This window comes from Thermocaproicibacter melissae (assembly GCF_024498295.1).
Lineage (GTDB): Bacteria > Bacillota > Clostridia > Oscillospirales > Acutalibacteraceae > Thermocaproicibacter > Thermocaproicibacter melissae.
Genome location: NZ_CP101827.1, coordinates 1800853 through 1827290 on the forward strand (window position 1 = coordinate 1800853; position 26438 = coordinate 1827290).

General features: G+C 50.0%; 17 protein-coding genes. 1 reads left to right on the forward strand and 16 read right to left on the reverse strand.

Annotated features, from left to right (window positions below; translation table 11 throughout):
* Positions 1–58 precede the first annotated feature (58 nt).
* From NOG13_RS08685 to hprK, 6 genes are all read right to left on the reverse strand, one after another.
* On the reverse strand, positions 59–3565 hold the full coding sequence (locus tag NOG13_RS08685; RefSeq protein ID WP_283110159.1) for a DNA polymerase III subunit alpha: 3507 nt from the start codon (positions 3563–3565) through the stop codon (positions 59–61).
* Positions 3566–3675: 110 nt separating this feature from the next.
* Positions 3676–4590 carry a DNA-binding protein WhiA gene (gene whiA, locus NOG13_RS08690; protein WP_283110160.1) on the reverse strand — a complete coding sequence of 305 codons (915 nt, stop codon included), beginning with the start codon at positions 4588–4590 and terminating at the stop codon, positions 3676–3678.
* Positions 4591–4602: 12 nt separating this feature from the next.
* Entirely contained in the window at positions 4603–5463 is an 861-nt protein-coding gene (gene rapZ, locus NOG13_RS08695) for an RNase adapter RapZ (protein ID WP_283110161.1), read from the reverse strand.
* A gap of 28 nt (positions 5464–5491) precedes the next feature.
* Positions 5492–6400, reverse strand: coding sequence for a UDP-N-acetylmuramate dehydrogenase (gene murB / locus NOG13_RS08700; RefSeq protein WP_283110162.1), 909 nt, complete (start codon positions 6398–6400; stop codon positions 5492–5494).
* Positions 6401–6412: 12 nt separating this feature from the next.
* Positions 6413–7189, reverse strand: a complete 777-nt coding sequence (locus tag NOG13_RS08705; RefSeq protein ID WP_283110163.1) for a phosphatase — start codon at positions 7187–7189, stop codon at positions 6413–6415.
* Between the two features lie 28 nt (positions 7190–7217).
* The gene (hprK, locus tag NOG13_RS08710; RefSeq protein WP_283110164.1) at positions 7218–8180 is read right to left on the reverse strand and encodes an HPr(Ser) kinase/phosphatase; all 963 of its coding nucleotides are present in this window, start codon (positions 8178–8180) and stop codon (positions 7218–7220) included.
* Positions 8181–8390: 210 nt separating this feature from the next.
* Between hprK and NOG13_RS08715 the strand changes: the two genes are divergently transcribed.
* A complete protein-coding gene (locus tag NOG13_RS08715; RefSeq protein ID WP_283110165.1) occupies positions 8391–10799 on the forward strand; it encodes a glycoside hydrolase family 94 protein in 2409 nt (802 codons plus the stop codon).
* A 335-nt stretch (positions 10800–11134) separates the two neighbouring features.
* Here the strand turns inward: NOG13_RS08715 and NOG13_RS08720 are convergent, their stop codons facing one another.
* The 10 genes from NOG13_RS08720 to NOG13_RS08765 all read right to left on the reverse strand — a co-directional run bounded on the left by NOG13_RS08720 (position 11135) and on the right by NOG13_RS08765 (position 26437).
* A complete protein-coding gene (locus tag NOG13_RS08720; protein ID WP_283110166.1) occupies positions 11135–11305 on the reverse strand; it encodes a hypothetical protein in 171 nt (56 codons plus the stop codon).
* 345 nt (positions 11306–11650) lie between these two features.
* Positions 11651–12160, reverse strand: coding sequence for an FtsX-like permease family protein (locus tag NOG13_RS08725; RefSeq protein WP_283110167.1), 510 nt, complete (start codon positions 12158–12160; stop codon positions 11651–11653).
* Entirely contained in the window at positions 12123–12458 is a 336-nt protein-coding gene (locus NOG13_RS08730) for a response regulator (RefSeq protein WP_283110168.1), read from the reverse strand. Before NOG13_RS08730 ends, NOG13_RS08725 begins: the two co-directional genes overlap by 38 nt.
* Positions 12459–12608: 150 nt before the next feature.
* Positions 12609–17144 (reverse strand): type VII secretion protein EssC, encoded by a 4536-nt coding sequence (gene essC / locus NOG13_RS08735; RefSeq protein ID WP_283110169.1) that lies wholly within the window; start codon positions 17142–17144, stop codon positions 12609–12611.
* Between the two features lie 11 nt (positions 17145–17155).
* Complete coding sequence (locus tag NOG13_RS08740; RefSeq protein WP_283110170.1) at positions 17156–17410, reverse strand: EsaB/YukD family protein; 255 nt, start codon at positions 17408–17410, stop codon at positions 17156–17158.
* A 14-nt stretch (positions 17411–17424) separates the two neighbouring features.
* Positions 17425–18459, reverse strand: coding sequence for a P-loop NTPase family protein (locus NOG13_RS08745; RefSeq protein ID WP_283110171.1), 1035 nt, complete (start codon positions 18457–18459; stop codon positions 17425–17427).
* Entirely contained in the window at positions 18456–19373 is a 918-nt protein-coding gene (locus NOG13_RS08750) for an FHA domain-containing protein (protein ID WP_283110172.1), read from the reverse strand. Before NOG13_RS08750 ends, NOG13_RS08745 begins: the two co-directional genes overlap by 4 nt.
* A 71-nt stretch (positions 19374–19444) precedes the next feature.
* Positions 19445–25426 carry a hypothetical protein gene (locus tag NOG13_RS08755; RefSeq protein WP_283110173.1) on the reverse strand — a complete coding sequence of 1994 codons (5982 nt, stop codon included), beginning with the start codon at positions 25424–25426 and terminating at the stop codon, positions 19445–19447.
* Complete coding sequence (locus NOG13_RS08760) at positions 25413–25901, reverse strand: DUF1295 domain-containing protein (RefSeq protein ID WP_283110174.1); 489 nt, start codon at positions 25899–25901, stop codon at positions 25413–25415. Before NOG13_RS08760 ends, NOG13_RS08755 begins: the two co-directional genes overlap by 14 nt.
* Positions 25898–26437, reverse strand: a complete 540-nt coding sequence (locus NOG13_RS08765) for a hypothetical protein (RefSeq protein WP_283110175.1) — start codon at positions 26435–26437, stop codon at positions 25898–25900. The genes NOG13_RS08760 and NOG13_RS08765 overlap by 4 nt, the downstream gene beginning before the upstream one ends.
* Position 26438: the final 1 nt, after the last annotated feature.

Genomic DNA, 26438 nt, shown 5'->3' on the forward strand with positions numbered 1-26438 from the left:
TTATTATAAGCGATAAGGCAAAACTCAAGCAACGCGAAAATATGGATTATTCTATCTACTATATGGACTTTTGTTGCATGTTCTCTACAAAGGCAACATTTTTCTCGCCCAAGACCTTCCGAAGCTCCCGCAGAAGGACATCATTGACGCTGACGCGCATGGAGAGAGGTGCCGCCATCAGTTTTTTCGATTCCGAAAAATAGATATACAGAGGAGTTGCTCCGTCAAAGATCGCGATATACTGCATCGCCTTGCGGTAACCCGGGTCGTCCTTGCTGCGCACTTTCAGATAAAGCCCCGGGCGTCTGTTCGGATGAGCGCTTTCCTGCGCCGCAGCACCGCTCTGCCCCGCTGCCGGAATTTCCTGCACGGTCTGGCAGATGAGTTCCACCTCATTCTCGTCCCGCACACTGATGCGCCCGGACACTTTCAGGATTTTGCCTTCGGCAATCAATCCGGCGTATTCCGTGAGCGATTTCGGGAAAACGAGCACACGAATCGAGCCGTAGAGGTCTTCCAGCGTAACAAAGGCCATGGTGCTGTTGCTCTTCGTCACCTTGAGCTGGACTTTGGTGATGATTCCGAGCACATTCACGGTAGCTCCGTCGCGCAGGCTGCCGCTGCCTTCCTTTGCTTCCTCGAGAATATCGCCGATGCGCACCGCCTGAAGCTCCGCATACCTGCCGGCATACGCCGCCATCGGATGGCCGGAAAGATACATGCCGGTTGCTTCTTTTTCCATTTCGAGCTGGTCGTTCATGCTGAGTTCCGGCATGGGCGGAACCTTGAATTCATCCTGTCCGTTCGTTTGGGCCGCATCAAAAAAGCCGATTTGTCCCTCTACATTATGCTTTTTATTCTCGGCGAGGGTGTCGAGCACGGACTCTGCCGATGTGAGCATCTGGCGGCGGTTCAACCCGAGATTGTCCAGCGCTCCGCTCTTGACAAGGTTCTCCAGTGTGCGGCGGTTCAGCCCATCAAACATCCTCTTGCAAAAATCGTAGAAAGAAGTATATGGTCCGTTCTTCTTGCGCTCTGCCACAAGCTGGTCGATAAAGCCCCTGCCGAGATTGCGAATGGCGAGCAACCCGAAGCGGATATCTTTTCCGGCGACAGTGAAGCCGCTCTCGCTCTCGTTGACATGGGGAGGAAGAACGCGAATACCCAGCCGCAGGCATTCGGCAATATAAGTGGAAAGCTTATTGGTATTATCCAGCACGCTTGTGAGCAGCGAAGCCATATATTCGCGCGGATAATGGCACTTGAGGTACGCCGTCTGGTAACTGACAACGGCGTAAGCCGCAGCGTGGGACTTATTGAACGCATACGAAGCGAAACTTGCCATTTCACCGTAAATGGCTTCGGCGGTCGCTTCGTCAACGCCGCGGCGCACACAGCCTTCAACGATGACATTTCCGTTCTCATCCGTCAGACCGTGGATGAAAATCTCCTTTTCACGCGCCATAACATCTTTTTTCTTCTTGCTCATAGCGCGGCGCACGATATCGGCACGGCCGAGCGAATAACCGGCGAGCGTGCGGAAAATCTGCATCACTTGCTCCTGATAGACGATGCAGCCGTTTGTAACGCTCAGAATATCCTTCAGGAGAGGATGGCGATATGTGATTTTGTCCGGATGATGGCGGTTTTCGAGGTAGCGCGGAATGGATTCCATCGGGCCGGGGCGGTAAAGCGAAATAACGGCAATGAGGTCTTCAATGCTTTCCGGGTGAAGCTGCACCATCACGTTGCGCATTCCGCCGGATTCAAACTGGAACACGCCGTCCGTCGTTCCGGCAGCAAGCATCTCAAAGACTTCATGGTCGTCCATCGGGATATTCTCAATGCGGAAGCCCGGTTCCCGTTTCTCAATCATATCCTGCGCCCTGCGGATAACCGAAAGGTTGCGCAGGCCGAGGAAGTCCATTTTCAGCAGGCCAAGCTCGTCCAAAGCCGTCATGGTGTACTGCGTTACAACGGAATCGCCGTTCTTGGCAAGCGGAACATATTCCGAAACAGGCCTATCGGTGATAACCACACCGGCGGCGTGGGTCGAGGCGTTGCGCGGCATGCCCTCGAGCCGACGCGCCATGTCAATCAGTTTTTTCACCTGCGGGTCGGAGTCGTAACGCTGTTTGAGCTCCCCGGAGGCCTCCAAAGCTTTATCAAGCGTGATATTTAGCTCCGAGGGAATCAGCTTGGCAATTTCATCCACCGCCGCGTACGACATGGCCATCGCCCTGCCGACGTCGCGGATGGAGCCCCTTGCCGCCATGGTGCCGAATGTGACAATCTGCGCCACATGGTCGCTGCCGTATTTGTTCACCACATAATCAATCATTTCCGGGCGGCGGTCATCCGCAAAGTCGATATCGAAATCCGGCATACTGACGCGCTCCGGATTCAGGAAGCGTTCAAACAGCAGATTGTAGCGAATCGGGTCTATGCCCGTGATTCCAATGCAGTAAGCCGCAAGGCTGCCAGCGCCCGAGCCGCGGCCGGGGCCGACAGGAATACCGACTTCTTTGGCGTGGCGGACAAAATCGTGCACGATGAGGTAGTAGTTGACGTACCCCATCTTCTCAATCGTTTCAAGCTCGTAATTTAGCCTGTCGCGAATCGACTGGTCTGGATTTTCTCCGTAGCGGCGGATGAGGCCTTCCATGCAAAGGCGGCGAAAATAGGCGACATTGTCTTCGCCCGTAGGCGTATCGAAACGAGGCAGCTTGGTTTTGCCGAATTCAAACTCCACATTGCAGCGCTCGGCAATTTTCACTGTGTTGTCAGCGGCCTCCGGCAGCTGCGGGAACAGGGCGCGCATCTCTTCTTCCGTCTTGAAGTAAAACTGGTCGCTGCCGAACTCCATGCCGTCTTTGTCTTCGATAGTATGGTTCGTCTGGATGCAAAGCAGAATGCGGTGCATTTCGCTGTCTTCGGGGTTGATATAGTGGCAGTCATTCGTGACCACAAGCGGAATTCCCGTTTCGCGCGCGATGCGGATGATGGAGGGGTTGATTGCTTTCTGTTCCCGTAGGCCGTGGTCCTGCAGCTCAAGGTAGAAATTGCCCCTGCCGAAAATGCTGTCATAGTGAAGGGCAGCCTGCTTTGCGGCTTCATAGTCCCCTGCAGTGAGGTCGCGCGCGACCTCACCCGCTAGGCACGCCGAGAGGGCTATGAGACCTTCATGGTACTGCTCAAGCAGTTCAAAATCGACGCGCGGCTTGGAATAGAACCCCTCCGTCCAAGATTTCGACACCATGGCAATCAAGTTCCGGTAGCCGGTGTCATTTTCGCACAGCAGCACCAGATGGCGATGTTCGGAATCGAGTTCATGGACGCGGTCAAAGCGCGTGCGCTGTGCCACATAGACTTCGCAGCCGATAATCGGCTTAATGCCGCGGGCTTTTGCAGCCTTGTAAAAATCAATCGCGCCGTACATTACGCCGTGGTCGGTAATGGCAACAGCGGGCATATTTCGCTCCGCAGCAGTATCTACCAACTGTTTAATGCGGCAGGCGCCGTCAAGCAGGCTGTATTCACTGTGCACATGGAGATGGACAAACATAACGGCGCACACACCCTTTCAATCTAAAATCTCGCTTCTTTTCTTTGTGCTGAATTTGCCCAGCACCAGAAGATAAGTCCAGCATCTCCTACAGAACCTCGTCAGGAACACTACCGAAGCTTTGCGGCAAAAGCGAGGATTCGCTGAAGCCGGTGATGAACACCGGAACGACTCAGCGGAACGGAAAGCTGACTGCCGAGTTCGCGCAGCGACATATCCGGATTCTGCAAACGCAGTTCGGCAAGCTCCCGAAGGTCTTCCGGCAGGTCATCAAGCATTCCGTGTTTTTGAATCTTCTCGATTGCCAGCACTTCCTGCGCCGCGGCGGATGCCGTTTTTTCCAGATTCGCCGTTTCAAAATTCGTCTGGCGGTTCACGTTGTTGCGCAGGTTTTTGAGCATCTGCACCTGCATCAATTCCATTGCGGCGTTCGGTGCACCGAGGAACGTCAAAAAGTCCGCTACCCGCGAACCACCCTTGATGTAGACAACAAATGCGCCCTTTCTGCGCGAGACGCGGGGAACAAGGTCAAGTTCCAAAATGTCGCGGATACATCCGGCAAGGTCGTTTGCAAGGTTCATGTACGGCACAGCAAATTCCAGACGATATTCACGTTCCGGTGACGTTACGGTTCCGCAGGAAAGGAACGCGCCGCGCAAAAAAGCTGCCTGGCAGCAGTCGTTTTCCATGTTGGCAAAGCCAATATGCAAATTTATCTCGTGGCCGGTGTGGCCAAAGCAGGCGAGGACTTTCCTTGCTTCCTCCTCTCCGACTGCGGAAACCGTGCAGACCACGGCATCCTTCTTGCGTGCCTGCGGGGCTGAAACATCCATAACGGCTCCCGCTACCTCAGCCGCGAACTGAGCCGCGCGGCGCGCAGTAGCAAGGTTCTCCGTCGTCAGAGACACTCCCTGCAAGGAAAAGCTGTGCCCGAACAAAAGCAGGCCGTAGCATTCCGCCTTTCGACAGCAACGCTGCGGCTCAATCCTGCACAGTTCGTTTTTGGTATCCGACGCAAACGACATTTGGGACCTCCGCTACTTTCTTTGAATATCTCTGTGGTTGACACTCACGCGCAGATTCTGCTCAATCAGGTGTTCATACAGCACCTGTGCAAGCGTAACGGAACGGTGGTGCCCTCCGGTGCAGCCAATGGCAATCACGAGCTGGCTTTTTCCTTCGTTGCAGTAGAGCGGAATCATGTAGTCAATGAGGCTGAACAAACGAGAAACAAAGCCCTTTGTTTCTTCGGAGCCCAGGACATAGTCCTGAACCGGCTTGTCGAGGCCTGTCAGGTGTTTGAGGTTCTCCACATAGAACGGGTTCGGCAGACACCTTACGTCGAACACGAGGTCGGCCTCCGTAGGCATTCCGAATTTGAAGCCGAACGAAAGGCAATGAATCTTCATGGCATCGGAAGCATCGCCGAGGAACAAGCTCGAAATGCGTTCTTTGAGTTGAGCGGGTGAAAGATAGGAAGTATCAATGATGTAATCCGCACGTTCCTTGACGGGGCGAAGTACATCCCGTTCCAGCTTGACGGCCTGTTCCAGCGATCCGAGGCAGTTTTCTGCAAGCGGATGTTTGCGCCTTGTTTCTTTAAACCGGTTGATGAGGACGTAATCGCTGGCATCGAGAAACAGGATTTTATAAACTTTGCGCTCTGCGTCCATCTGGTCAAGCGTAGAGAGCAGCTTGGAGAACATATCGCCGCCGCGGATATCGGTCACGACTGCAACGTGCGACAGCGAACCGTGCGACTGCTGCGCCATTTCATAAAATGTCTGAATCAGCTGCGGCGGAATGTTGTCGGCACAGAAAAAGCCGATGTCCTCCAATGCGTTGATTGCGCGTGTTTTCCCAGCTCCTGAAAGTCCCGTTACAATGATAAAATCCATAGTCTCTCCTTCATCCGTTCCTGCAGCCCTATTCTGCAGTTCTAATTTCACATTCCAGTTCTACGCCTGTCTCACGCAGAACGGTTTCCTGAATCAAGGAAATCAGTTTTTTCACATCATCGCAGGTTGCGCCGCCAAGGTTCACAATAAAGCCTGCGTGCTTCTCGCTGACAGCTGCCCCGCCGATGCGTTTTCCTTTTAGGCCACACTGCTCAATGAGGGTGCCTGCATAGTGTCCCGCAGGGCGCTTGAAGACGCTTCCCGCACTCGGAAGTTCCAGCGGCTGCTTACTTTTGCGGCGATTAAAAAGGTCGTCCATTCTCGCCGTGATAGCTTCCCGGTCGCCGTGCTTCAGTTGCACCTGAAGCGAAGTGATGATATATCCGTTTTCGGAATATGCGCTGTGGCGGTATCCGTAATGCAGGTCGCTGCCGGAAATGGTTCCGCAGGTTCCGTCCTGCGTCACATGCGAACAGGAGGTGATAACCTCCGACATACAGTGTTCATAGGCACCCGCATTCATATAGGCAGCGCCGCCCGCCGAACCCGGAATTCCCCATGCGAACTCCATTCCGGTGAGTGACTGATCCCTCGCAAAGGCGCAAAGCGCCGCGAGGGATGCACCTGCGCCGCACACAATGGACGTTTCGCCGCACATGGATATTTTTTTGAAATCTCCGCTGAGCAGAATCACGGCGCCGCGGATTCCGCGGTCTGACACAAGCAGATTGGAACCGTTACCGAGCGGGGTCACTCGCACACCTGTTTCAAATGCACGCGCGCATATCTTTTGCAGCGCCTGCAAATTTTCAACGGTAAGGAACAGGTCTGCAGGCCCGCCAATACGGAATGTGGTGTGCTGGCTCATCGGTTCGTTAAAGACAGCCTCGCATCCAAGTGAACGGGCGTACTCCGCAAGCTTCTCTATTTCGTTCATGTGACCCTCCGTTTATTTGCCGCGGAAAACGCTTGTGTACTCTCTAAGGTAGGCTTCAAAGCGCTCCGCACTGGAATTGACGACAAGCTCCTCCGGAAATTCAAGTTCCTCAAGCAGCCTCAGGCTGTTTGGGAATTCGCCGATGTAAGTGGAAAAATGTGCATCGCTGTCCACAATAATCGGAACACTGTGTTTCTTGCAGAGTTCCATGATTTTTTTGCAGTTCGGCACAGAGCTTTTCCTGCCGGAAAACGTGGCTTCATTGAGTTCCACCAGCTTGCCGTTTCTGGCGAACTCCTTTACGACCGCTTCATAATCATAGACATACTCCTGAGTTCCGCTGTGGCCGATGACGTTAATGTGAGGATTTTTCGCAATATTCAGCCATGCGTTCGTGACTTCTTCGATGGAAGCAGGTTTTGAGGACGGAGTCTTCCGGAAGGTTCCGTCTTCGCAAATGGTATACTGCCCGAACACCGGCGGATGAATGGAGGCAACCACCCAGTCCAGCGAATTTAAGTCGCCCGGGAGAAGGTCGGTATGGCCTTCCGCATCAATGATGTTTGTTTCCTCCCCGCGGAGGACAAGAACGCCTTCCACATATCTCGGAAGTCCTCTCAAGCAGGTAAAATACCACGGTCCGGGCGCTCCCGGCATCAGAACGCCGTGGTCGGTAATCGCGATGGCATAAAGGCCTTTCTGCGCTGCCGCATGGATATTTTCCTGAACTGTGCTGTATGCATGTGTGGAAGCAATGGTATGGGTATGGGTATCAGCGATAAGTCTCATCTTTTTGTTCCAGCTTTCCCTTCGTTCGTTAGAAGTCCAGTTGCAATTTTGTCTCGGTCTGCGGCATATCTTCCGCATTGAAACCGAGGTTTTTCATCAGTTCCTGAGCCGCATTGTAGCCCATCTTCTTCTGGCGATTATTCATGGCGGCAACTTCAATGATGACAGCGAGGTTACGGCCCGGTTTGACCGGAATTGTCAAAACCGGCACCTTGATGCCGAGAATCTCGGTATACTCGTTATCCAAACCCATACGGTCATAGGTTTTCTGGTCATTCCAGATCTCAAGATTAATGACCATATCAATTTTTTCCGTCAGCTTGACGGCGCCCATACCGAAAATACGGCGGGCATTGATAATCCCTATGCCGCGCAGCTCAATAAAATGCTTGATGTTATCGGGTGCCTCGCCTACTAGCGAAATGGCCGAAACCCTCTTAATCACAACGGCATCGTCCGCAATGAGGCGGTGGCCGCGCTTGATAAGCTCAATGGCTGTTTCACTTTTGCCGACGCCGCTGTCGCCCACAAGGAGAATTCCTTCGCCGTATACCTCCACCAGTACACCGTGACGGGTGATGCGGGGAGCCATTTCCACGTTCATGTAGGAAACGAGGCGTGCCACAAGGCTTGAAGTGGTTTCAGCCGTGGACAGAAGCGGAACACCGTTGTTTTTCGACGCCTCCACAAGTTCCGGCACAGGTTTCAGGCCGCGTGCGATAATTGCCGCCGGCGGCTTCTTGGAAAAAAGCTCATTGAGCACCTTCGAGCGCCTTTCTGAGCTGATGGAATTGAGGAACGCCGTTTCCGCTTTACCGAATATTACAATCCGCTTTGGATCGTAATAATCATAGAAACCGTTCAGTTCAAGGCCAGGACGGTTCACATCGGTAGAGGAGATTAAAATCTCGTCCGGATTCCCAGGCATACTGATGACATCAAGAGAGAGTTCTTTAATCACTTTGGAAAGGGAAACGGTATAATTGGTCATTGGGATTCCGCCTCTTTCGTTCAAAATCTGCTATTTATTTCTTTTTTATTATAACCCAATGAGCACCGACATGAAAGCAGATAACCGCAAAAAAATAAAAGAGATTTTGTACAAAAGATTCCAGAATCGAAATTTTATATATTGCTAAAATAGAATCATCGCGAAAATCTTTTCGTTAATGATAGAGAAAATAAAAAGTGGAGGATGCCTATGCAGTATGGTTATTTTGACGACCTGAACCGCGAATATGTCATTACCCGGCCGGATACTCCCGCGCCATGGGCAAACTACCTCGGCTCACCCGCATACGGAGCGATTCTGTCGAACAACGCCGGCGGATACAGCTTCGTGAAATCCGGGGCAAATGGACGAATTCTGCGCTACCGCTTCAATGCGGACGACAAGCCCGGACGTTATGTCTACCTGCGCGACCGCAGCAGCGGGGACTACTGGTCGGTTTCCTGGCAGCCGGTTGCAAAGCCTCTTTCACAGTTCCACAGCGAGTGCCGCCACGGCACGGGATATTCTGTGATTTCTTCGGAATATTCCGGCATTCGGGCCGAAGTGCTGTACTATGTACCGATTGGGCAGACCTATGAAGTCTGGCGGGTTCATGTGGAAAACAAAAGCGGAGAAAAAAGGAACCTCTCTGCGGTGGGCTTTGCCGAACTGACAAATGCCAACAACTACGAGCAGGACGGCGTTAATCTTCAGTATTCCCAGTTTATCAGCCGAACCTACATAAAGCATGGTCAGATGATTGTGCAGACCATCAACGAAAACTGCCTGCTGAGCGAAAACTGCGGTCTGAAAGATGAATCCAATGGTGTGCAGCGCTTTTTCGCGCTTGCCGGAGCGCCTGTCACCTCTTATTGCGGAGACCGCGATGTGTTTCTCGGAGCTTACCATAGCTATTCCAATCCGGAAACGATTGAGCGCGGCAGCTGCGGGAACGAGGATTGCTACAACGGCAACCCATGCGGCGCGCTGCAGACGGATTTCACGCTTGCCCCCGGCGAAAGCTGTGAATTCTGCTTTTTGCTCGGCGCACACTTTGAAAAGGAAGCAAAGGAAATTCTCGACGGCTATATCGCCGATCCGAGCCGCCCCAACCGCGAAGTGGACGAGCTGAAACGTGTCTGGGGTGAGAGGCTCAGCGGCCTGACAGTTCATACGCCGGACAAGAAGTTTGACTCCATGGTCAACATCTGGAACGCCTACCAATGCTTCATTACCTTTACTTGGTCACGTGCGGCGTCGTTTATCTACTGCGGCCTGCGTGACGGCTTCGGCTACCGCGACGAAGTGCAGGACCTGGAAGGTATCCTACACCTTGACCCGGAGATGGCGCTCGGCAAGTTGCGCATGATGATTTCGGGTCAGGTTTCCAACGGTGCGGGGCTGCCGCTCATTCCTTATGACTACCGTCCCGGTCATGTGAAGCTCCCCGGCGAGGTGGGCTACAACTATGATTCTTACCGCGGAGATGACGCGCTCTGGCTGTTCCCCGCTGTCTGGAAATATATCTGCGAAACCGGCAAGACGGAGTTCCTCGACGAAATTATCCCGTTTGCGGACAAGGGCGAGGCCACAGTTTACGAGCACCTCAAACGCGCCATTTCGTTCAGCCAGACACACAGCGGCAGCCACGGTCTCCCTGCCGGTCTTTACGCGGACTGGAACGACTGCCTGCGCCTCGGCGAACAGGGAGAATCCGTGTTCATTGCGTTCCAGCTGTACCTTGCCATGGACATTTTGAAAAAGATTGCCGTGATGCGGCACGACAAAGAGACCGAAAAGCAGATGACAGCCGATGCCGCAAAGTTGAAGAAGTCGATTTTTGAAAACTGCTGGCAAGGCGACCGTTTCATCCGCGGAATTCGTGCCGACGGTGTGAAGGTCGGCTCTGCGGGCGACCCCGAGGCTGACTTCTGGCTGAATCCGCAGTCATGGGCGGTCATCAGCGGATGTGCGGACAGCGAGCAGGGCAAGACGGTTCTGGAAAACGTCGAGAATCGCCTTCTTACGGAATACGGTGCAGCACTGTTTGAACCGCCTTACCGCGAACACGGTTTTGACGGTGCAAGGATGCTGCTGTTCAATGCCTCGACAAAAGAAAATGCGGGAATTTTCTCGCAGACGCAAGGCTGGCTGATTCTTGCGGAAGCGCTGCTCGGCCGCGGCGATGCCGCTTACCGCTGCTTCCGTGCCTGCAACCCTGCCGAAATGAACGAAAAAGCGGAAATCCGCGTCATTGAACCCTACGTTCACGGCCAAAGCACCGAGGGAATTCACAGTCCTCATTTTGGCAGATCTCACGTTCACTGGCTGACCGGAACCGCCACCACCGTCATGGTAAGCTGTGTGGAAGGCATACTGGGCCTGCGCCCGACTCCTGACGGTATTGTGATTTCACCTTCCGTCCCGTCCGATTGGAAAGAGTTTACCATGCGGAAAGTGTTCCGCGGCAAGGTTTTGAACATTACCGTCCGTAACCCAGACGGTGCGCAGGGCGGCAAAACCGAAATTGTGCTAAACGGCACCAACCTCCACAGTGATTTCATCTCGGCTGATTTGCTTCAGTCTGAAAACGAAGTCGTTGTTACAATGGTGAAATAATTTCCTCCACTTTTCGTGCAAAGAACCGCTGCCATGACCGGCAGCGGTTCTTTGCTTTTCACTGCTTTTGAGGGATTACCTTTATGGATTCTTCAGCGGCTTTCAGTGTCTCAGGGGTAAAGCAAAAAAACCAAACTTTCTTCATTCTCCTTAACCAATGTAATATCAACCAATGACCAGCAGTTTGATTGTAGCACGGTAACAGATTGATTCCTGACGGAAAGCGTCAAAAAACGAGATATCATTTTGAGAAACACAAAAAAGCCCGAAGGAATGTAAAACATTTCTTCGGGCGAATACAGTTTTAAGGAGGAAACCACAAGGGTTCTCCCGAATTAATTCTTGATCCTCCACGCAAAATGCTGCATGGCAATGTTGGTAACTGATGTGTCGTTTTTTTCTGCATACTCCTTCAGTATCTTCATCCAAGCCTCATATCCTGAGCCGAATGGATCCGGAATCCGTCTGATGCGCCGATCCATCCGTTTCAATTCTTCCACCGTCATGATAACACCTCCAACGAAATTGTGAGTCTCTCACGAAGCATCATGGAAACGTATCGATGCCAGACGGACGGTTCCCTTCTATTTTTTCCCATTTATCATTATATCACATTGTTACATTAAAACAGTGTTTTCTAATTATTTTTTAATATATGCATAATAATACAAGAAAATGAAAATCAATTCAATGAATCCTGCGCATAAGGGCAAAAAACATGCCGGCAAAAAGCCTCTCACCACGGTTAAATCCATGATGAGAGGCCGTTTTACAAGGAATAATTCTGTTTTGAAAGAAGCACTTTCCTAAGCACGAACTGTTATTCGCTGATGAGGGCATAGGCCGAGATTTTACGGATGCGATAGGTAACAAGAAGGGAAATTAGATAAGAGAGCACAATAATCGCTACGCCGCACAGTGCAATCCAGTTCGGGGTAATGATATAATCTGCCTTTGCGATATACCATAGCCGACTCGCCGACCGACATCACATCGTTCGTCTGCGTGATGCCAAGCACACTGCCAATGAAAACACCTACGGCCACGGGAATTAAGAAACTCAGCGAAACCTGATTCATCAACTGGAACGTCGTAAAGCCGATGGCTTTTTGAATTCCGAGCGTTCGTTTCTGCCGTGTGATGGAGGAATTCACAACGAAGTACAGGATTAGAATAACAATTAGATTGGTAACAACAAAGATTGCAATGCCGACTTTGGAAATAACGGTTGAGTAAGAACCCATCTCTTGGTCGAATTCCTCGTCAACATCAACAAGGTACCGAAATTCTCTGCTGTAATCCTGCTGCAATGTTTTGATGAAATCAGAACTTTTTGTGTTGTCGTCCAAGTAAATTTCCAAAGTCTCTCGTTGGAAATCCGGTTCCAGCCTCAGCATACCGCCATAGGTGAGAAATGCGGTGGGACCTCCCATGCTGATGCCCTGCGTAAAGCAGCCTTTCACAGATGCGAAAACCCGATGATCCGCCGAGATTGATGTCGAGCAGAATCAGTTTCACCTGGTTGTGTTCCAGAAAATCGAAGCACGCCTTTTCATCCGCCGCCCAGAACGTGCGGACACCGAACATATTGAAATATTCGCATGTACTCTGCGACAGGGCCTCTTCGTCATCCACAAGCAGACAATCGTAGTTTGCCATCTCATTTCGCTCCCTTTTTCCCCTATTGCCACCATTATAACATGACAAAGAGGAAAATTCTGCATCATTTCCCGGATCTGGGCAAAAAATCAGCCTGCCGATTAACGCGGCAGGCTGTCTTATGTAAGAGGCTGTTGTCTTTGCGGAAACTCAGTTTTGAATGACCTTTAGTCGGGCAGCGTTATCTTCTCCGGTAATGACATAGCAGTCACCCTCTTCAATCGGTTTGCTGAAACGGCGAAGCAAATTCATGCTGACGTCTACTATTTTGATTTTGGACAAGTCCTCACAAATGAACAGGTACCTTAGTTCCTTCATGCATTTGAGCATATCGGGCGCACTGTAAGAAATCGAAGCGTTTTCAATCGAGCCGAAAACGAAAAGCACCTTAAACTGCCTGTAATCTTTTATCATGCGCTTATACAAATCGACGGTTTCCCCGGAAACCACACCCTCCGAAAAGGCATTGGAATTGCGGATGACGCAAAGCAGCAGAGGCTCGCCGGACAAGACGGAGATTCCCGATTCGCGGACTTTTTCTTTCCTTGACTGAAGCGTTTCCTCCATCTCATGGAGCACTGCCTCAAAATCATTGATTTCGACCGAATACTTGCGGACGAACTCTGCCGTTGAGAAAGGCTGAAGCTTCTTGTCATAATCATCAATAATATAGCCTTCAACAGGGCAGTCGGAGGCATGATTCTGACAGTACTCGAGAATCAAGGTCAGCAGGCGGGCTTGGGTGTCCTCGGAACGGCCGCTGATGCCAATTGTCAGCGCTCTGCTCAAATCGCTGAGGAAGAACTCCACACTGTCGTAATCAATCCCCATCGGTACGCGGTATGGCAGAAGTAGACTGTGGTCGATATTCTCTTCGACGTATTTTTGGTCGAGCCGTGCTGGGACTTCCGGAATCTTTCTCGCAGATACTCCTGCATTGGCTTGATTTTTCTCCTCGATAAAGCTCTGAATCGCCCTTACACGGTCGATTTCCTTTTCCCCTTCAAAGGCCAAATACGTCTGGTATTCATACACCACCTTGTCAATCAATACGAGGCCTCGGCCGGGCACATTCTTCGGCTGCAGGTGACACCGATCAAATAAAGTGCCGTATTCGTCGGATTGGTTGCAGAAAAGGCAGATTCGATTGGGAAAATTGCTCATAAATTTATAACCGATGCCGCTTGTCTGGAGCGAAGTCATCACAATGCAAATGCCGACCGATACACCTTCCCGAATAATGGAGGTGAGGTTATCCTCGTACTGCGGATACAGTTCTCTCAAACCAAGGAAATTGTCGATCAGCACGACGATTTGCGGAATATCGGTATACCCGGCTTCACGATAAGAGGAGAATGACGTAATGCCGAGTTTGGCAAACGTTTCTTTTCTCTTCTTCATTTCAAAAGTCATCATTTTGAAGAAGTTCTTGAGTTTTTCGTCCTCCGCGGCAAGGACAACGCCGCCCACATGGCAGAGTGAATCGAAAACCTTAAGCGCCATCGAAGCAAAGTCAAGAATATACAGGTTGACATCCCGTGGAGAATAACGATCAGCAATTCCGCGGATAATCAACTGCAGCAGGTTCGTTTTGCCATACTGAGAGGAACCGATGATTGCCACATTCCCGGAGAGCAGGCCGAATTTGACGATGCTTTGGATTTGATTCTCTGGGTCGTCGTAAATTCCGATTGGCACCGATGCCGCGGGGCCAAATGGCTCCGGCGAAGCGCCGGGGTAAATGATACGGTCGGCAAGCGGCGGCAGACAAATTCCGGGCAGCTTCTCAATATGTTCCTTTTTGCAGTACTCGTTGATATAATTGACAATCGCCGTGAGCTGCGTTTCCCGTTCTTCTGCCGTTTTTTTCGCTTTTCGGCTGTAAATGGGCGTTTTCTTCCCGCTCAGGTCAAGGCGATACATGGTAAAACTCTTTCCGGAGTCTGTGTCATCCGCCGCGGCCGGCGCGCCGCTGTACGCAGACTGAAACAGCTCAAAGATTTCGTTGTTGCCGACCTGCAGATACGCACGGCCCGGTTCTTTAATTTCCGCAGCAAGCGGGGTCTTTAACACTTCGTTACTGTCCTCCTGGTTCTGCACTTTGAGGCAAAGCTTGAATCGGGAGTTTGACCAAATCTGGGCGTCCACCACACCGCTCGGCTTCTGGGTTGCAAGGATCAAGTGGATTCCCAAGCTGCGGCCGATACGCGCCGCGCTGATGAGTTCTTTCATGAATTCCGGCTGATCGGTTTTCAGCTCCGCAAATTCATCGACAATTAAAATCAGATGCGGCAGCGGAATTTTTGTTTCGCCCTTTTTGTATTTCTTAATATAGGCGTCAATATGGTTCACTTGATACTGTGCAAACAGTTCCTGCCGCTTTTTTAGTTCTGCCTTAATGGATATCAGAGACCGGTTGATTTCTCGGCCGTCGATGTTGGTGATGGCGCCGATCAGATGCGGTAGGTTTTTGAATTGGTTTACCATGCCTCCGCCCTTAAAGTCGATAATGACGAAGCCGACCTCGTAAGGGTGGAACAAAAGTGCCATGGAAAGAATGTAGGTTTGCAGAATTTCGGATTTGCCCGAACCGGTAGTACCGGCGACTAATCCATGCGGGCCATGGTGCTTCTCATGCAGGTCAAGATATTCAATCTGATTTTTCGCCTTGACGCCAATCGGTGCCGCCATAGACTGATAAACCTGCGACTGCGACCAGTTCTTTTCGAGGTCGATGTCGTCCACGCTCAGAATGTTGAGCAGCTCGAACATGGTAATATTTTTCGTAAGGGTGCCATCAAGCGAAACCTCTTCGCAGTAAACCGGAGCCAGTTTGGTAACCGCCCGCTCCATTTCATCGTCGCTGACCGGGTCATATTGGAATCTGCGGACCTTTGTATAGTCGGCAGCGGAAATAATTGACCCGTTTTGCCGGTCTTCCAGCATAATAATATCGGAGCAGCAAGACGGCAGAAACTCTTTCGACTGCTCAAAGAAAATGAAACAGACGCCAAGTGTCGCTGCTTTTTCTAGGAATTTTGAAATTGGGTGGCGCTTGATTCCCATGTCACGGTAAACAAACACCACGATATTGGGCGACGAGATTTTTTGGCTCTCCCTGCGTGAAAGCTCTTTATATAGAAACTCGAACAGGATATTCTTGCTGTCTCCGTCGCAGACAATGTTGCGGACACCGAGCACCTCATTTTTGACATGGGGCAAAAGGCGGAGCCAGTGAAACCGCTCCTGATCCTGTTCCCCAATGATGTAAAACAATTTTAAATCGCCGTAATACTGCCGGACAGCCAAATCGAGCGTGATATTTTTCAAAAAGCCGTAGACGATTTCCTCGGGGCCGACAACACCGGTTGCGCTGTTTTGCTTTAGGGTAAGGACAACCGGTACATCGTCAATCCAGCGAAACTCTTCGGCAATTTTTTCCGGTATTTCCGCCAGTTCGTCGTCGCCTTCAAACTTTTCCTGATGCTGGTAATCAATTTGCCGAATTGCCTCAAGTCGGCCGGTTCCGAGAAAGACATCGAGATAATCCTTGTCTTCCGGATTACGGTTGAACAAATCCGCCGAGAAGTCACGGATCATTTCCAGCTCTCTGCTGGCAGAATAATATTTTTCATTGAGCAGTTGTTTTTCCTCATTGCGGTAAGATGTAATTTGCTCTTTTTTTCTGCTGATATAATCTTTGTATTTTCTGACCCGTTCCGCTTTTTCTTTTTTGTATTTTCTCCGATCGGTAATAATTGCCCCAATGGAGGTAATTACGCCGACTCCGACCGAGCCGGCACTCATCCATATAAATGAGCTGTTGCCGGAACTGATGGAACCCTGCAAAAGCAAAACCAGCGCAAGCATCGCAACGGCCGGCAAAAGCTGCAAAATAAAGTTTGAAGTAGGCTTCTCAACCGGTGCCGGAGGCGCAAGAATCGGTATCTTGTCTTCAGGAATCACAGAATGAATGCGAGTGCTTCGGTTAAAGCGCGGATATTGATAACCGCTTCTGCTGATTTCCATAACGGACGATTTCAATCCGTCAATTTTCAGTTTGGCGCGCCGGTCTGTGAAGAGGCAACCGTTTTTGTAGCAAAAGCTGTAATCGCAGAAGGAGATAAAATCGTTCTCCTGCAGTTCGGTCCTTCCATGGATGCGTTTCCCGTTCAGCCGAATTCCGTATTTTGCCGAGATTTCTTGAAGGTAATGTTTGCCTTCCTCGTGAATGATGGCAAACCGATCCATTTCGATTAGTTCACCGTAAAGATAGATTTGGCAGTCCGCTGTCCCGCCGACATGAAGCTCTTGCAATGAAGCAATATCAATGCTCAAATCATAATTTTTCTTTTCATAATCAAAATCAATCATGAAGCTGAAGCGAAACACTTCGCTGTCGGAGCTTTGATACTTGACGGTCAATTTGTCGCCATGCTTAAGGGTTTTTACGGCAAGCTTTCGGACATCCCCCGCCGTCATGTAGATATTGTCGGAGCAATAGACTACCCAAGCATCGTTCTCGACCAAAAAATTGAGCCGAAACGGTTCAAAAAACAGTTCTTTTCTCAAGCGAATGTCGCAGGACAGCATCGTGCCAACGCTAAGTGACTGCATATCCGGTGAAAGATCAATTTCCCGATAAATATTTTTGCTGAACAGGATAATTTTAAAACGATTCCGCATAAACTCCCATCCTAACCGTTGATATAGACGACTGACCCATCATACAAGCCAAAATCGGCTAGCGTTCGATTGCCTCTTAACAGCACCGTAGGATTATCCGCTTTCAGGTAACACTCCTGGATATTGTCGGTATGAATGCCCAGCTGATAGGCATCATTCAATGCAGTTACCAAATCATTGGCAGTAATGCTTGCGGGTACTTCCACATCTTCTGTCTTCCCCGTTTTGCGGTTGCACACAACAAGCGTAATCACTTCGCTGGCCATGACACTGCCCCTCCTTAGACAAACTGATAAACGAGCCTCTGAACGCCGTCCGTTTTCTCAAGTTCGGCAATGCTGCATTTTCCATCTAAATCGTCAACATAGCAGCTCACAAGGTACTGCGAACTCTGTACTGCCTCGGAACTTCGGTTGTACTTATTGCACACGAAAACAAATTTCTCATTGTCCCTGCAGTCAATATTCCTTAGCATAAATTCCGTCTTTGCGATGGACAAGGTATCCTGCTGTGTCACAATGACAACCTTGCTCGCCTTTTGTATCAGCGCCGCACGGAACGCGTCGATTCCGGACTCCGCGTCAACCACGATGTAATCAAAGTCTTTCGACCCCTTTGCCGCATCGAGAAAATTGAGATAAGACACCCGCTTAAACCCGAGCGAGCCCGGCGTTGCATGAAAAGGCGGAAGATAGGTGAATCCCTCGTTCCTCAAGTAAGGTTTCATATCCTGATATATTCTGGCGGTGTTGTCCCGGAAGATTCGGCATGCCTCCGCCGGCAAAAAAGCCTGCCCCTTAAGGCAGCACTGAAAAGACGGAACAGAACCGACGGAAAAATACAAAACGCGTTTGTAATTGCGCGAGACGGAATCCGCAAAAGCAAGCGCCAAGCTCGTTGTGCCTGCACCACCCGCCGCCGAATAAAACAAAATTATCTCAGTCTCACGTTTGCCGGAGTTTTCCGCCGAAAAAATTGACCCGCCCTTTCCGACGATCTCATTGAAGATTTCCTTGACGCTTGTGTACTTGTATATTTTATCGACGGCAAGATCTTCTGTCGTTCCGCCGGCAGGCTGCTCCGCCAAAACAAAAATGTGGTCAATGTCATGCCTTTTCAGGGTTGAGTCATATAGCCCTTCGCTCACGACGAGGATTTCCGCTTTTTGAGGAGTGGAAAAGAACTTTTGGAAATACTCTGTATCCGTGATGACTATCAGATCAATTTTCTCATAAAGCTCTTCCAGGAACTTCATTTCCAGCGTTGCAATATACTGTTCATCCGCATCCGCTAGAATTACGGTTGGTCTGCTCATTCCGCGTCACCTCCCGAAATCCGAACCATGAAATCGGAATTGGCTAGCCGAACAACGTCTCCGTCTTGGATGGGCACCGGTTTCTGCGGTTCAATGCGGGTGCGATTGACAAATGTCCCGTTGGCACTGTTGAGGTCCGTAACGAAATACCGGTCCTGCGCAAAAGTAATTTTGCAGTGGACCCTGCTGATTGCCCGGTTGAACGTGACAGCTCCCTGCACCGCAGCAGCATTTTTCCCGATGACAAATTCCGGGGTGGTGATGTGAAACGAGACTGTCTCCGGAGCATTGATTGCCGTAAAGGTGAGCGGCGGCTGACCCTTCCCGCACGGTTTGGAATTCTTTTCCGTGCGGGTGGTGAGGAACCGGCAAAGTCTTTCCAGCGACATCGTTCCGTCTGCCAGCTTCGTGCAGATTTCCGCCATAGTCGGCGACACGAAATTCGGCGTAGACTGAATCAGGCGAATCAAATCCGCACGAAGCTCATTCTCGAAATTTGCATTTCCCGGGTCATCCGAAGGCACGCTGACGGGAAGATAAATCAAGAAAACAGAGTGGGTATCTGCGTCGACGAAAATTTTGTCCACGGAGAGGTCAAGATTATGACAATCTAAAAAACCGTTTGCTTCCACTTCCAAAATCTTACCGAGCAGATTCACCAGAATTTGCATGAATGTGTGTATTCCAATTTTGGGGAGTAGGGCAGAAAGCGGCTGATAGGCTGAAGTGAAATAGACCAGTTCAACCTTGCCGTTATACATCAGCCTCGCGCACCTGACAAAACCTCTTTTCTCTTGACTTTGAAGGACCTTATAACCGGTGAGGAAAAAAGTGACACCGTCATTTAGAAGATATGCAATGTTCTGGGGGACCTTAAGCTCTGTGCAAATGCCCCTTTGTACTAGACCATTCATTCTGTTTTGCACAACTCCATTCGTTTTGACGCGGTTTTGGGAATGGCATACGTTATCTTCAAAAAGAATTACTACTGTTCTGCTGCTTTTTTCCGTTTCAAGTGAACGCCCAGCCCGATTCCGCAGGCAATCACCGCTGCACCACCGCCGATAGATCCCCAAAAGAGTGGCTTATCAGCAAACCAGCGGACAAAAGCATTTGTTGAAATGATTACCGCTTTATGGAACGCAAAGGCACTCTTGAACGAAGCAGAATCGGTATCCGTCACATTCCCCGCCATATCTCGGAGAACAATGCGGATATTCTGGGTACTGCTGTTTTCTTCCAGTTCAAAGCTGCCCCTGTAATTGTTGGGGTCCTCTTTGAAATCAGTAACTTCACTGATTTTTTTGCCGTTGAGGTAAACCTCAGCAGCTTTCAACCCTATCGTATCGTAGGCATCATACTGCACCTTTACTTTCTGGGCGTTGATGATGTCGGAGTTAAGGCCCGTTACACTTGTCAGTTCCGGCGGAGTGGAATCTACACGGAACAGAATCGTCTTATCCTTGTAATTTGTGTTTTCCGGGGTATTACCGGCGGAATCCTTTGACGATACGACAATCTTGTAGATACCGTCGCTCTTGAAATTGTCTTTGCTGATGACATACTGGTACTGATACCATCCGCTTTCTCCGGGAGTGACGAAAGAGTTGATCTCCGGCGAAACCGAATAAACAGGTTTTGAAAGCGGGTTGCCGTCGCATGTGATTTCGATGTTCAACGAATCCTGCAGCAGTTTGGTGGCATTGTATTCTGTGATGACCAAGTCGTTTTTCACCGATTTGACATAAGCACCGCCGTTGGCGATAAGATCGTTCAATGCATCGTTATAGGCATACACTGAGCCAAATCGGTTGACGGTAAACGTGCACGATGACGTGCTGCTGTGCCCGGCCTTATCCTTGACTATCACCGTCAGTGTGTAAATACCGTCGTTCTCCGCGACTTTTTCGAATACAGGGAACGACCCGGAGCCTCCGTGCTCATTGATTGACACGAAATTGCCAATGAATTTCGAGGTAACGTCTTCATTCTTTTTCTCATAGCTGGTTCGGGTCAATTTTATCTCATAGCCATCGTAATTCTGGTCGCTGAAACTGACGGACGGAATTACGTCTCCCTGGAACGCTTTTCCGTTTCCGTCGGAGCCATTAATCGCAATAACAGGTGCCTCGATTTTCTTATCAATCGTCAGCTGGTTGGAAGTGTAGGTTGCCATCTGGTTGCCGGAACGGTCGCGGTATGCAATGGAAACCTTGTAATCGCCGTCATCGGACAGCGTAAAGGTTCCTACATGCGTATCTGCATTGACATTTGTCCATCTCGGTGAAACAGACACCGCCGTTCCGTTTTTCGTCACGGACACGGAAACATCCTGCGCACGGAAGTTTGCCTCGTTAATCGTGACCGTTGCGGTGACGTTGCCGGAATAATAGGAGATGCCGTTCTCTTTCTTAACCGGAGCATTATAGGTAATGGTCGCCGTCGGGGCAATGTTATCGACTACGATGCGTTTGCCGTCCTTGTAATCCGTGCTGTTTCCGGAGCGGTCCTTTGCAGTAAACGATACGTTGCCGTTAAATTGGGTGCCCCTCCCCAGCCCCGCCTTGGGAATTCTAAATTTTGCGGTAGCATATCTGCCGTCACTCGAGTAAGTGATATTGGCTGAGGGAATGGTCTGTTTCAGCAGCTGCCCATTGACCGAACTTACACCTGCTGCTTTGATGTAACTGTACTGAAATTCCGAGATACCGGATATCTGGTCGGCAGCTGATATAGTGACCGTCACACCGGCATTGTAGAAACCAAAAGAAACTGCTTCCAGAACCGTATCAAGAACGCTCTGGCTGTAAGAGACCTTCAAATGATCCGGAGCCGTCCGGTCAACGGTAAATGAATCATAAGCAGATTTTATCGTATTCTGGGCAAGATCGGTGCAGGAAACCTGCAACTGATAATTTGCTTCTCCGAAAAACGTTACCGTGGCCGTATGCTGATCTCCCTTACTTGACCATGCGGATTTGGAAATCAGGCTGTTGCTGTTTCGTGCTTTTCCCGTGACATCTTTTGCAGAGACGGACAGGTTTACGCGGTTGGCGTCAAAATTATGCTCCGTAATCGTGACTTTTGCCGTCACCGTGCCGTTATAGTACTTTCTGACGTTTCCGGAACTATCTTTCACCGTATTCTTTACCTGCGCGCCGGAATACGAAATCGAAATGGCTGGTGCCTTTGTGTCAATTGTAATCTTCGGGGACGTATAGGACGCCATTGCATTGCCGGAGCGGTCGGTATAATTGACCGTGAAGACATAATCCCCGTCGCCGGAATGGTTTTTCGGTGCTGCCAGCGTGATTACACCGATATGGTCATCGGTGCTTTTGTCCGTCCAAGACGGCGTGACCGCATAAGGCTTCCCGCCATTTTTGGAAACCATCACTTTGACATCCTGTGCAAAGAAATTCGCCTCATTTACGGTCAGCGTTGCGGTCGCTACGCCGTTGTAATACATCCGTGAGCCGACTGTGCAAGCCGGTGCGCTGTATGTAACTTTCATATTCGGCTGAAGTGTATCTACAACAAGGATGTGCCCGTCGTCGGAATATTCTTTACTGGTATTTCCGCATTGGTCGGTTGCCGTAAACGAAATGCTGCCCCGAAGTTGCTCTTCCGTTTCAGGCAGCGTAATCGTTGCTGTGGCCACGCCTTCCTTTGTTTCCGCCTTCACGGTTCCGGCTTCGGCCTTGCTGTTGACACTGCTGGCTCCCTGCTGCCTAGTATAGGTCCAGTCAAAATGATCCACGCCGGAAGTAGCATCGCGTGCGGTGAAAGTTACCTGCACAGGAGAATCATAGAACCCCAATGTAAGGGCTGAAAGGACGCAGTCGAGTAGAGGTTGTGAATAGGTCACACTCAGCTTATCCGGTGCGGTATGGTCAACCGTAAATTCGGGAGCTTCGACTTGTTCTGCCGACAGGCCGACAATGTCCTGATAGTCAATTTTTAAATCGTAAATACCATCGGCCCAGTTTGAGATTGTAGCAGTATGAACGTCCCCTTGCTTCGTCCAAGTACAACTTCTCAGATAAGCCGTTACATCATACACATCAACGCTTTTTCCATCAATATCCTTGGCGCTTACAGCGACGGAAATATTATCCGGTACAAAATTGTGCTCCGTGACCTCAATCTTTGCGGTCTGGTGCGCCGCGTCATACGTAAATCCAATTACCGGTTTCGTCGTGTCTATGGTAATTGTATCCGAAGTGTAGGGTTCCATCTCATTTCCGGAGCGGTCCTTATAGGTCATTTTTACAATGTAATCGCCGTCACCGGAATGATCCGCAGGTGCTTGGAGCGTCAAAGTGGCCGTGTGGATATCGTCTTCCCCATCGGTCCACATCGGAGTGACCGTATAGGGTGTTCCGCCGTTTTTCGATACCTGCACCAACACGTCGTCCGCGAAGAAGTTGGCTTCACAGATCGAAAGCGTAATGGTTGCATCACTGTCAAAATAGAGATGTTTTCCAATTGTTTTTTTTGGGGAACTGATTTCCACAGTTCTCGTTGGGCTAATTGTATCGATGACAATTACATTGCCGTCATCGGTCAAAACATCGCTTACGTTGCCGGCTGAATCCGTGGCAGTAAATGACAGACTGCCTCGGTACTGGGCGGCTTGGTCGGCAGTTAAAGTTATTTCCGCCGAGGCAACGCCTCCCTTTACATTTGTAACTTGAACACGACCCGTCTGAGAAGGCAGGATGCCTGAACCAGTACCCGCCTGCTTCGTGTAGCTCCAGTCAAAATGGTCGATGCCGGAAACTGTGTCGGCAGCGGTAAAAGTCACTGTGACAGACGGTTGATAAAACCACCAAAAAGTAGCCCCTAGAAACAATTCAAAGACAGAAACAGAATAGGAAATATGCATCTGATTTACAGATGGTTCTTGCGTATCAATTTTCAAATCTGTAATCGGAATGGCGGATGTAATGCCTCCGGTGTCGGATTCTCTCAGATACACCGTCCGAGTTCCTTCTCCCTGGTCGCTGAAGGTAACAGAGTCGCCGAAAGTTGCCGCATTACATACACGGGAGATGGTATAAGCGGATGGATTTTTCGGCATAACGACCACTTGGGAGATATACCAGCCGTTGCTTCCTTTCGTTCCGGTAAGCTGGTAGGCATCGTCTGGAGCGGGCAGGAAGGAAACCGTCACAGTGTAGGAAGCTATGGCAGCAGGATACGCTTCATAATCCGGCAAAGGTGCAAAACTCGGCATGGTTCCCGCATTTTTCTTTGCCGTTACCGTTACCTTTGCCGAACCTCCGCCGGCAGTCAGCGCCTGACCAAGCTTGTCATAGTCAGATACTGTCAGCTTTCCGGTAGTAGAATCCATCGCAAGCCCGATGTCATTCCGGTCGATGGAATATGAAACGCTTCCGTTATCTTCGTTGTACGTTTTTACGGCAGTTTGATTTGCTGCTATGCCGTTGTTCATTCCCAAAATATAAGACTGCGACTCGGTTTCAAACCGAATCAAGTTTTCACTGGGAGCTTGAACGGCGAGAATGTAGCTAATGGAGGTATCACTGTAATTTTCGTTGCCGCTGCACATGGCGGTAACTTTAATGCATGTGACCGCTTTTACCGTCAATTTTCCGCTGTCGTCAATCACCGCAGCCTCAGAGGAATCGCCGGATGTGCTTTCCACCTGATATGTAATGAGATTGCCTGATTCATTTCCATGCGCCGAGAAAGAATAGACATTTTTTGTGGGGTCATTCTGATCCAAGACGACAATTTGTTGGCCGCCGTCCGAATAATTTGGATTATCGAAGGTTAATGACTGCTTTGCTTTTTGAATGGATGCGCTGACGGGAATAACCTTATCGAGAAAATTCTTTCTTGAAATTTTTACTTTGACGGAATATGTTCCGGCATTTTTGATTTGCGGAACTGATGGAGACCATTCTCCGTTCCCCAGCTGATATTGTACGGTATCGCCCCATCGTGTGCCGCTGACCGAAACAGCCGGATGCTCCATTCCGTCGTAGGTACCCGAATAAGGTTCAACAGAAATTCCTGAAATTTCCGTTGCATTGACCTTTATATTTGAAAAAGTCTGCTCGTAGTCCTCATACCCATATCGCGTTACACGCATCTTGACGGAGTAGGTTCCCACATCTTTTACCTGCGGAATGTCCGACTGCTCCGCCCCGCCGTTGAGCTGATAAGTCACCGTGTCGGAAGGCAGCAGCCCAAAGACCGTCAGTGCAGGGTGGTAATTTCCGTCGTAATCTCCGTTATACTCCGTCACATTCAGGTTCAAAACTGCTTTCCTGATAACCGGGGTTACGGTTTGCGTGAAATCCTCACAACCGGTCCTTTTAATGAAAACAGTCAAGGTATAGCTCCCCGGTTCCGTGATGGTCGGCATCTCATTTTGCCATTCCCCGTTATTGAGACTATATTGAATCACATCACCGTCTTGGATTCCGCTGACCGTAGCAGCCGGATGAGCCGCGCCGTCATAAGGAACATCGGTTGCGGTAACGGTCGCATGAATGGTCGATGATTTCAGCGTGGCCCTCAAATCCTGCTCTGTTGAAGCAACAACGAATTTGTCAATCGAAGTATCCGTAATGAAGCCCGAAGCGGAGATCGTAAAGCCGTCCAGCCGAGCACATTTCATTCCGTCTTGGGGCACATAGTCCGCGATGTCGGCCGCCTCTGCAATAACCGCTTCACCGTTGGAATCGGTCTTGACATCGACAGGGACATCCGTCGACGCACCGGTTTCGCTGATGAGTTTCAGTGTGCCGGTTATGCTCGCGTCGGCAATCGGCTGGGTGTTCTCGTCCACGACGGTAATCGTCAAGGCATTCGGATAACTTTCGGTCGCCGCTTTTGCCGTCTCAATAAGAGGCGGTGACACTAAATATGCAATCATCGTAAAGGCCAAAAAGAACGCCGTAATCTTTTTTGTAAGCAGTTTATTTTTTTGCATAATTGCGCCCGCTCCCCACATGAATTGATTTACGGATAAATCTGAACTTCTTTCCATTGAATAAGCAATGCATACAAAACGAAAGAAGAATGAAAAACAGCAGAACATACACTGCATACGTCGTCGTAAGCGAAGGACGGAACAGTTCCATGCAAAATGCAGCAAGAATGCCCGCCAGCAGTACCGCGTCGCTGATGGATGCGGGAATATTGGAAAAGAAGGAGAGAAGTCCAACCCTGCCTTCCATTTTTTCCGCATTTTCGGGCAACTCTTTTTGGTATGCCTTTTGAGCACGGTCCGAGAGAAAATTAAATAGAAAACCGAGGATCAAAAACAACCAAAAAGCTGTACCAGTAGCTTTCAGTTCGATTTCATTCTCATAAGCAAACGGCATGACAAGAATCGTAGCAGACATCAGCAGAAAACTAATAGCCGAAAGAATGAAGAACAAATTTCTTTTCACATCTGATTTCATGGAATTACCTCATCCGTATGGACACTGATTTCGTCATCCAGCATTTCTAGCTGAACCGACTTTCTGTCTGCTACAACAACTGCCTGCTGCCGTTCAGGAGGAGACAGCAGCGCTGTGGTTTCTTCTGCCATTTCTTCCTTATTAAGGGTATTACTGAGCATAGTAGTCTCCTCCGCGCGATTGGCAGGACCCTGTGCCCAGTTATCGGCAAGAATCCCAGTCTGCCCTGCTTCCGCCTGCAGCGTAACCGGCGCGCTCTTGCTGTTGCGTACCGCTGCGCTGACCGGTGAGAGGTGTGTAACTGTTGGATATCTGCCCCTACTGTTTCGTGCCGCAAATTGCGGCTGTAATGTCATTTTTCCTGTTTTTTCATTCTCGGACCGCATCTTTGCAATTTCTTTTTTTGCTGTCCTTCCCGTAAGGTCCCCAATAATTTTGGGAATTTTGAACTTGACCCAAAAAACGACGGCACATATCAGCGCGGCTGCTGACAATGCAAAGAGGGCCCAAGAAATCTTCATTAGAAGTTCCGCCATG

What these genes read in the sequence shown, in the direction of transcription:
- NOG13_RS08685 (WP_283110159.1), bottom strand. Translation starts at nt 3,565, where the DNA reads ATGTTTGTCCATCTCCATGTGCACAGTGAATACAGCCTGCTTGACGGC.
- whiA (WP_283110160.1), bottom strand. Translation starts at nt 4,590, where the DNA reads ATGTCGTTTGCGTCGGATACCAAAAACGAACTGTGCAGGATTGAGCCG.
- rapZ (WP_283110161.1), bottom strand. Translation starts at nt 5,463, where the DNA reads ATGGATTTTATCATTGTAACGGGACTTTCAGGAGCTGGGAAAACACGC.
- murB (WP_283110162.1), bottom strand. Translation starts at nt 6,400, where the DNA reads ATGAACGAAATAGAGAAGCTTGCGGAGTACGCCCGTTCACTTGGATGC.
- NOG13_RS08705 (WP_283110163.1), bottom strand. Translation starts at nt 7,189, where the DNA reads ATGAGACTTATCGCTGATACCCATACCCATACCATTGCTTCCACACAT.
- hprK (WP_283110164.1), bottom strand. Translation starts at nt 8,180, where the DNA reads ATGACCAATTATACCGTTTCCCTTTCCAAAGTGATTAAAGAACTCTCT.
- NOG13_RS08715 (WP_283110165.1), top strand. Translation starts at nt 8,391, where the DNA reads ATGCAGTATGGTTATTTTGACGACCTGAACCGCGAATATGTCATTACC.
- NOG13_RS08720 (WP_283110166.1), bottom strand. Translation starts at nt 11,305, where the DNA reads ATGACGGTGGAAGAATTGAAACGGATGGATCGGCGCATCAGACGGATT.
- NOG13_RS08730 (WP_283110168.1), bottom strand. Translation starts at nt 12,458, where the DNA reads ATGGCAAACTACGATTGTCTGCTTGTGGATGACGAAGAGGCCCTGTCG.
- essC (WP_283110169.1), bottom strand. Translation starts at nt 17,144, where the DNA reads ATGCGGAATCGTTTTAAAATTATCCTGTTCAGCAAAAATATTTATCGG.
- NOG13_RS08740 (WP_283110170.1), bottom strand. Translation starts at nt 17,410, where the DNA reads ATGGCCAGCGAAGTGATTACGCTTGTTGTGTGCAACCGCAAAACGGGG.
- NOG13_RS08745 (WP_283110171.1), bottom strand. Translation starts at nt 18,459, where the DNA reads ATGAGCAGACCAACCGTAATTCTAGCGGATGCGGATGAACAGTATATT.
- NOG13_RS08750 (WP_283110172.1), bottom strand. Translation starts at nt 19,373, where the DNA reads ATGAATGGTCTAGTACAAAGGGGCATTTGCACAGAGCTTAAGGTCCCC.
- NOG13_RS08755 (WP_283110173.1), bottom strand. Translation starts at nt 25,426, where the DNA reads ATGCAAAAAAATAAACTGCTTACAAAAAAGATTACGGCGTTCTTTTTG.
- NOG13_RS08760 (WP_283110174.1), bottom strand. Translation starts at nt 25,901, where the DNA reads ATGAAATCAGATGTGAAAAGAAATTTGTTCTTCATTCTTTCGGCTATT.
- NOG13_RS08765 (WP_283110175.1), bottom strand. Translation starts at nt 26,437, where the DNA reads ATGGCGGAACTTCTAATGAAGATTTCTTGGGCCCTCTTTGCATTGTCA.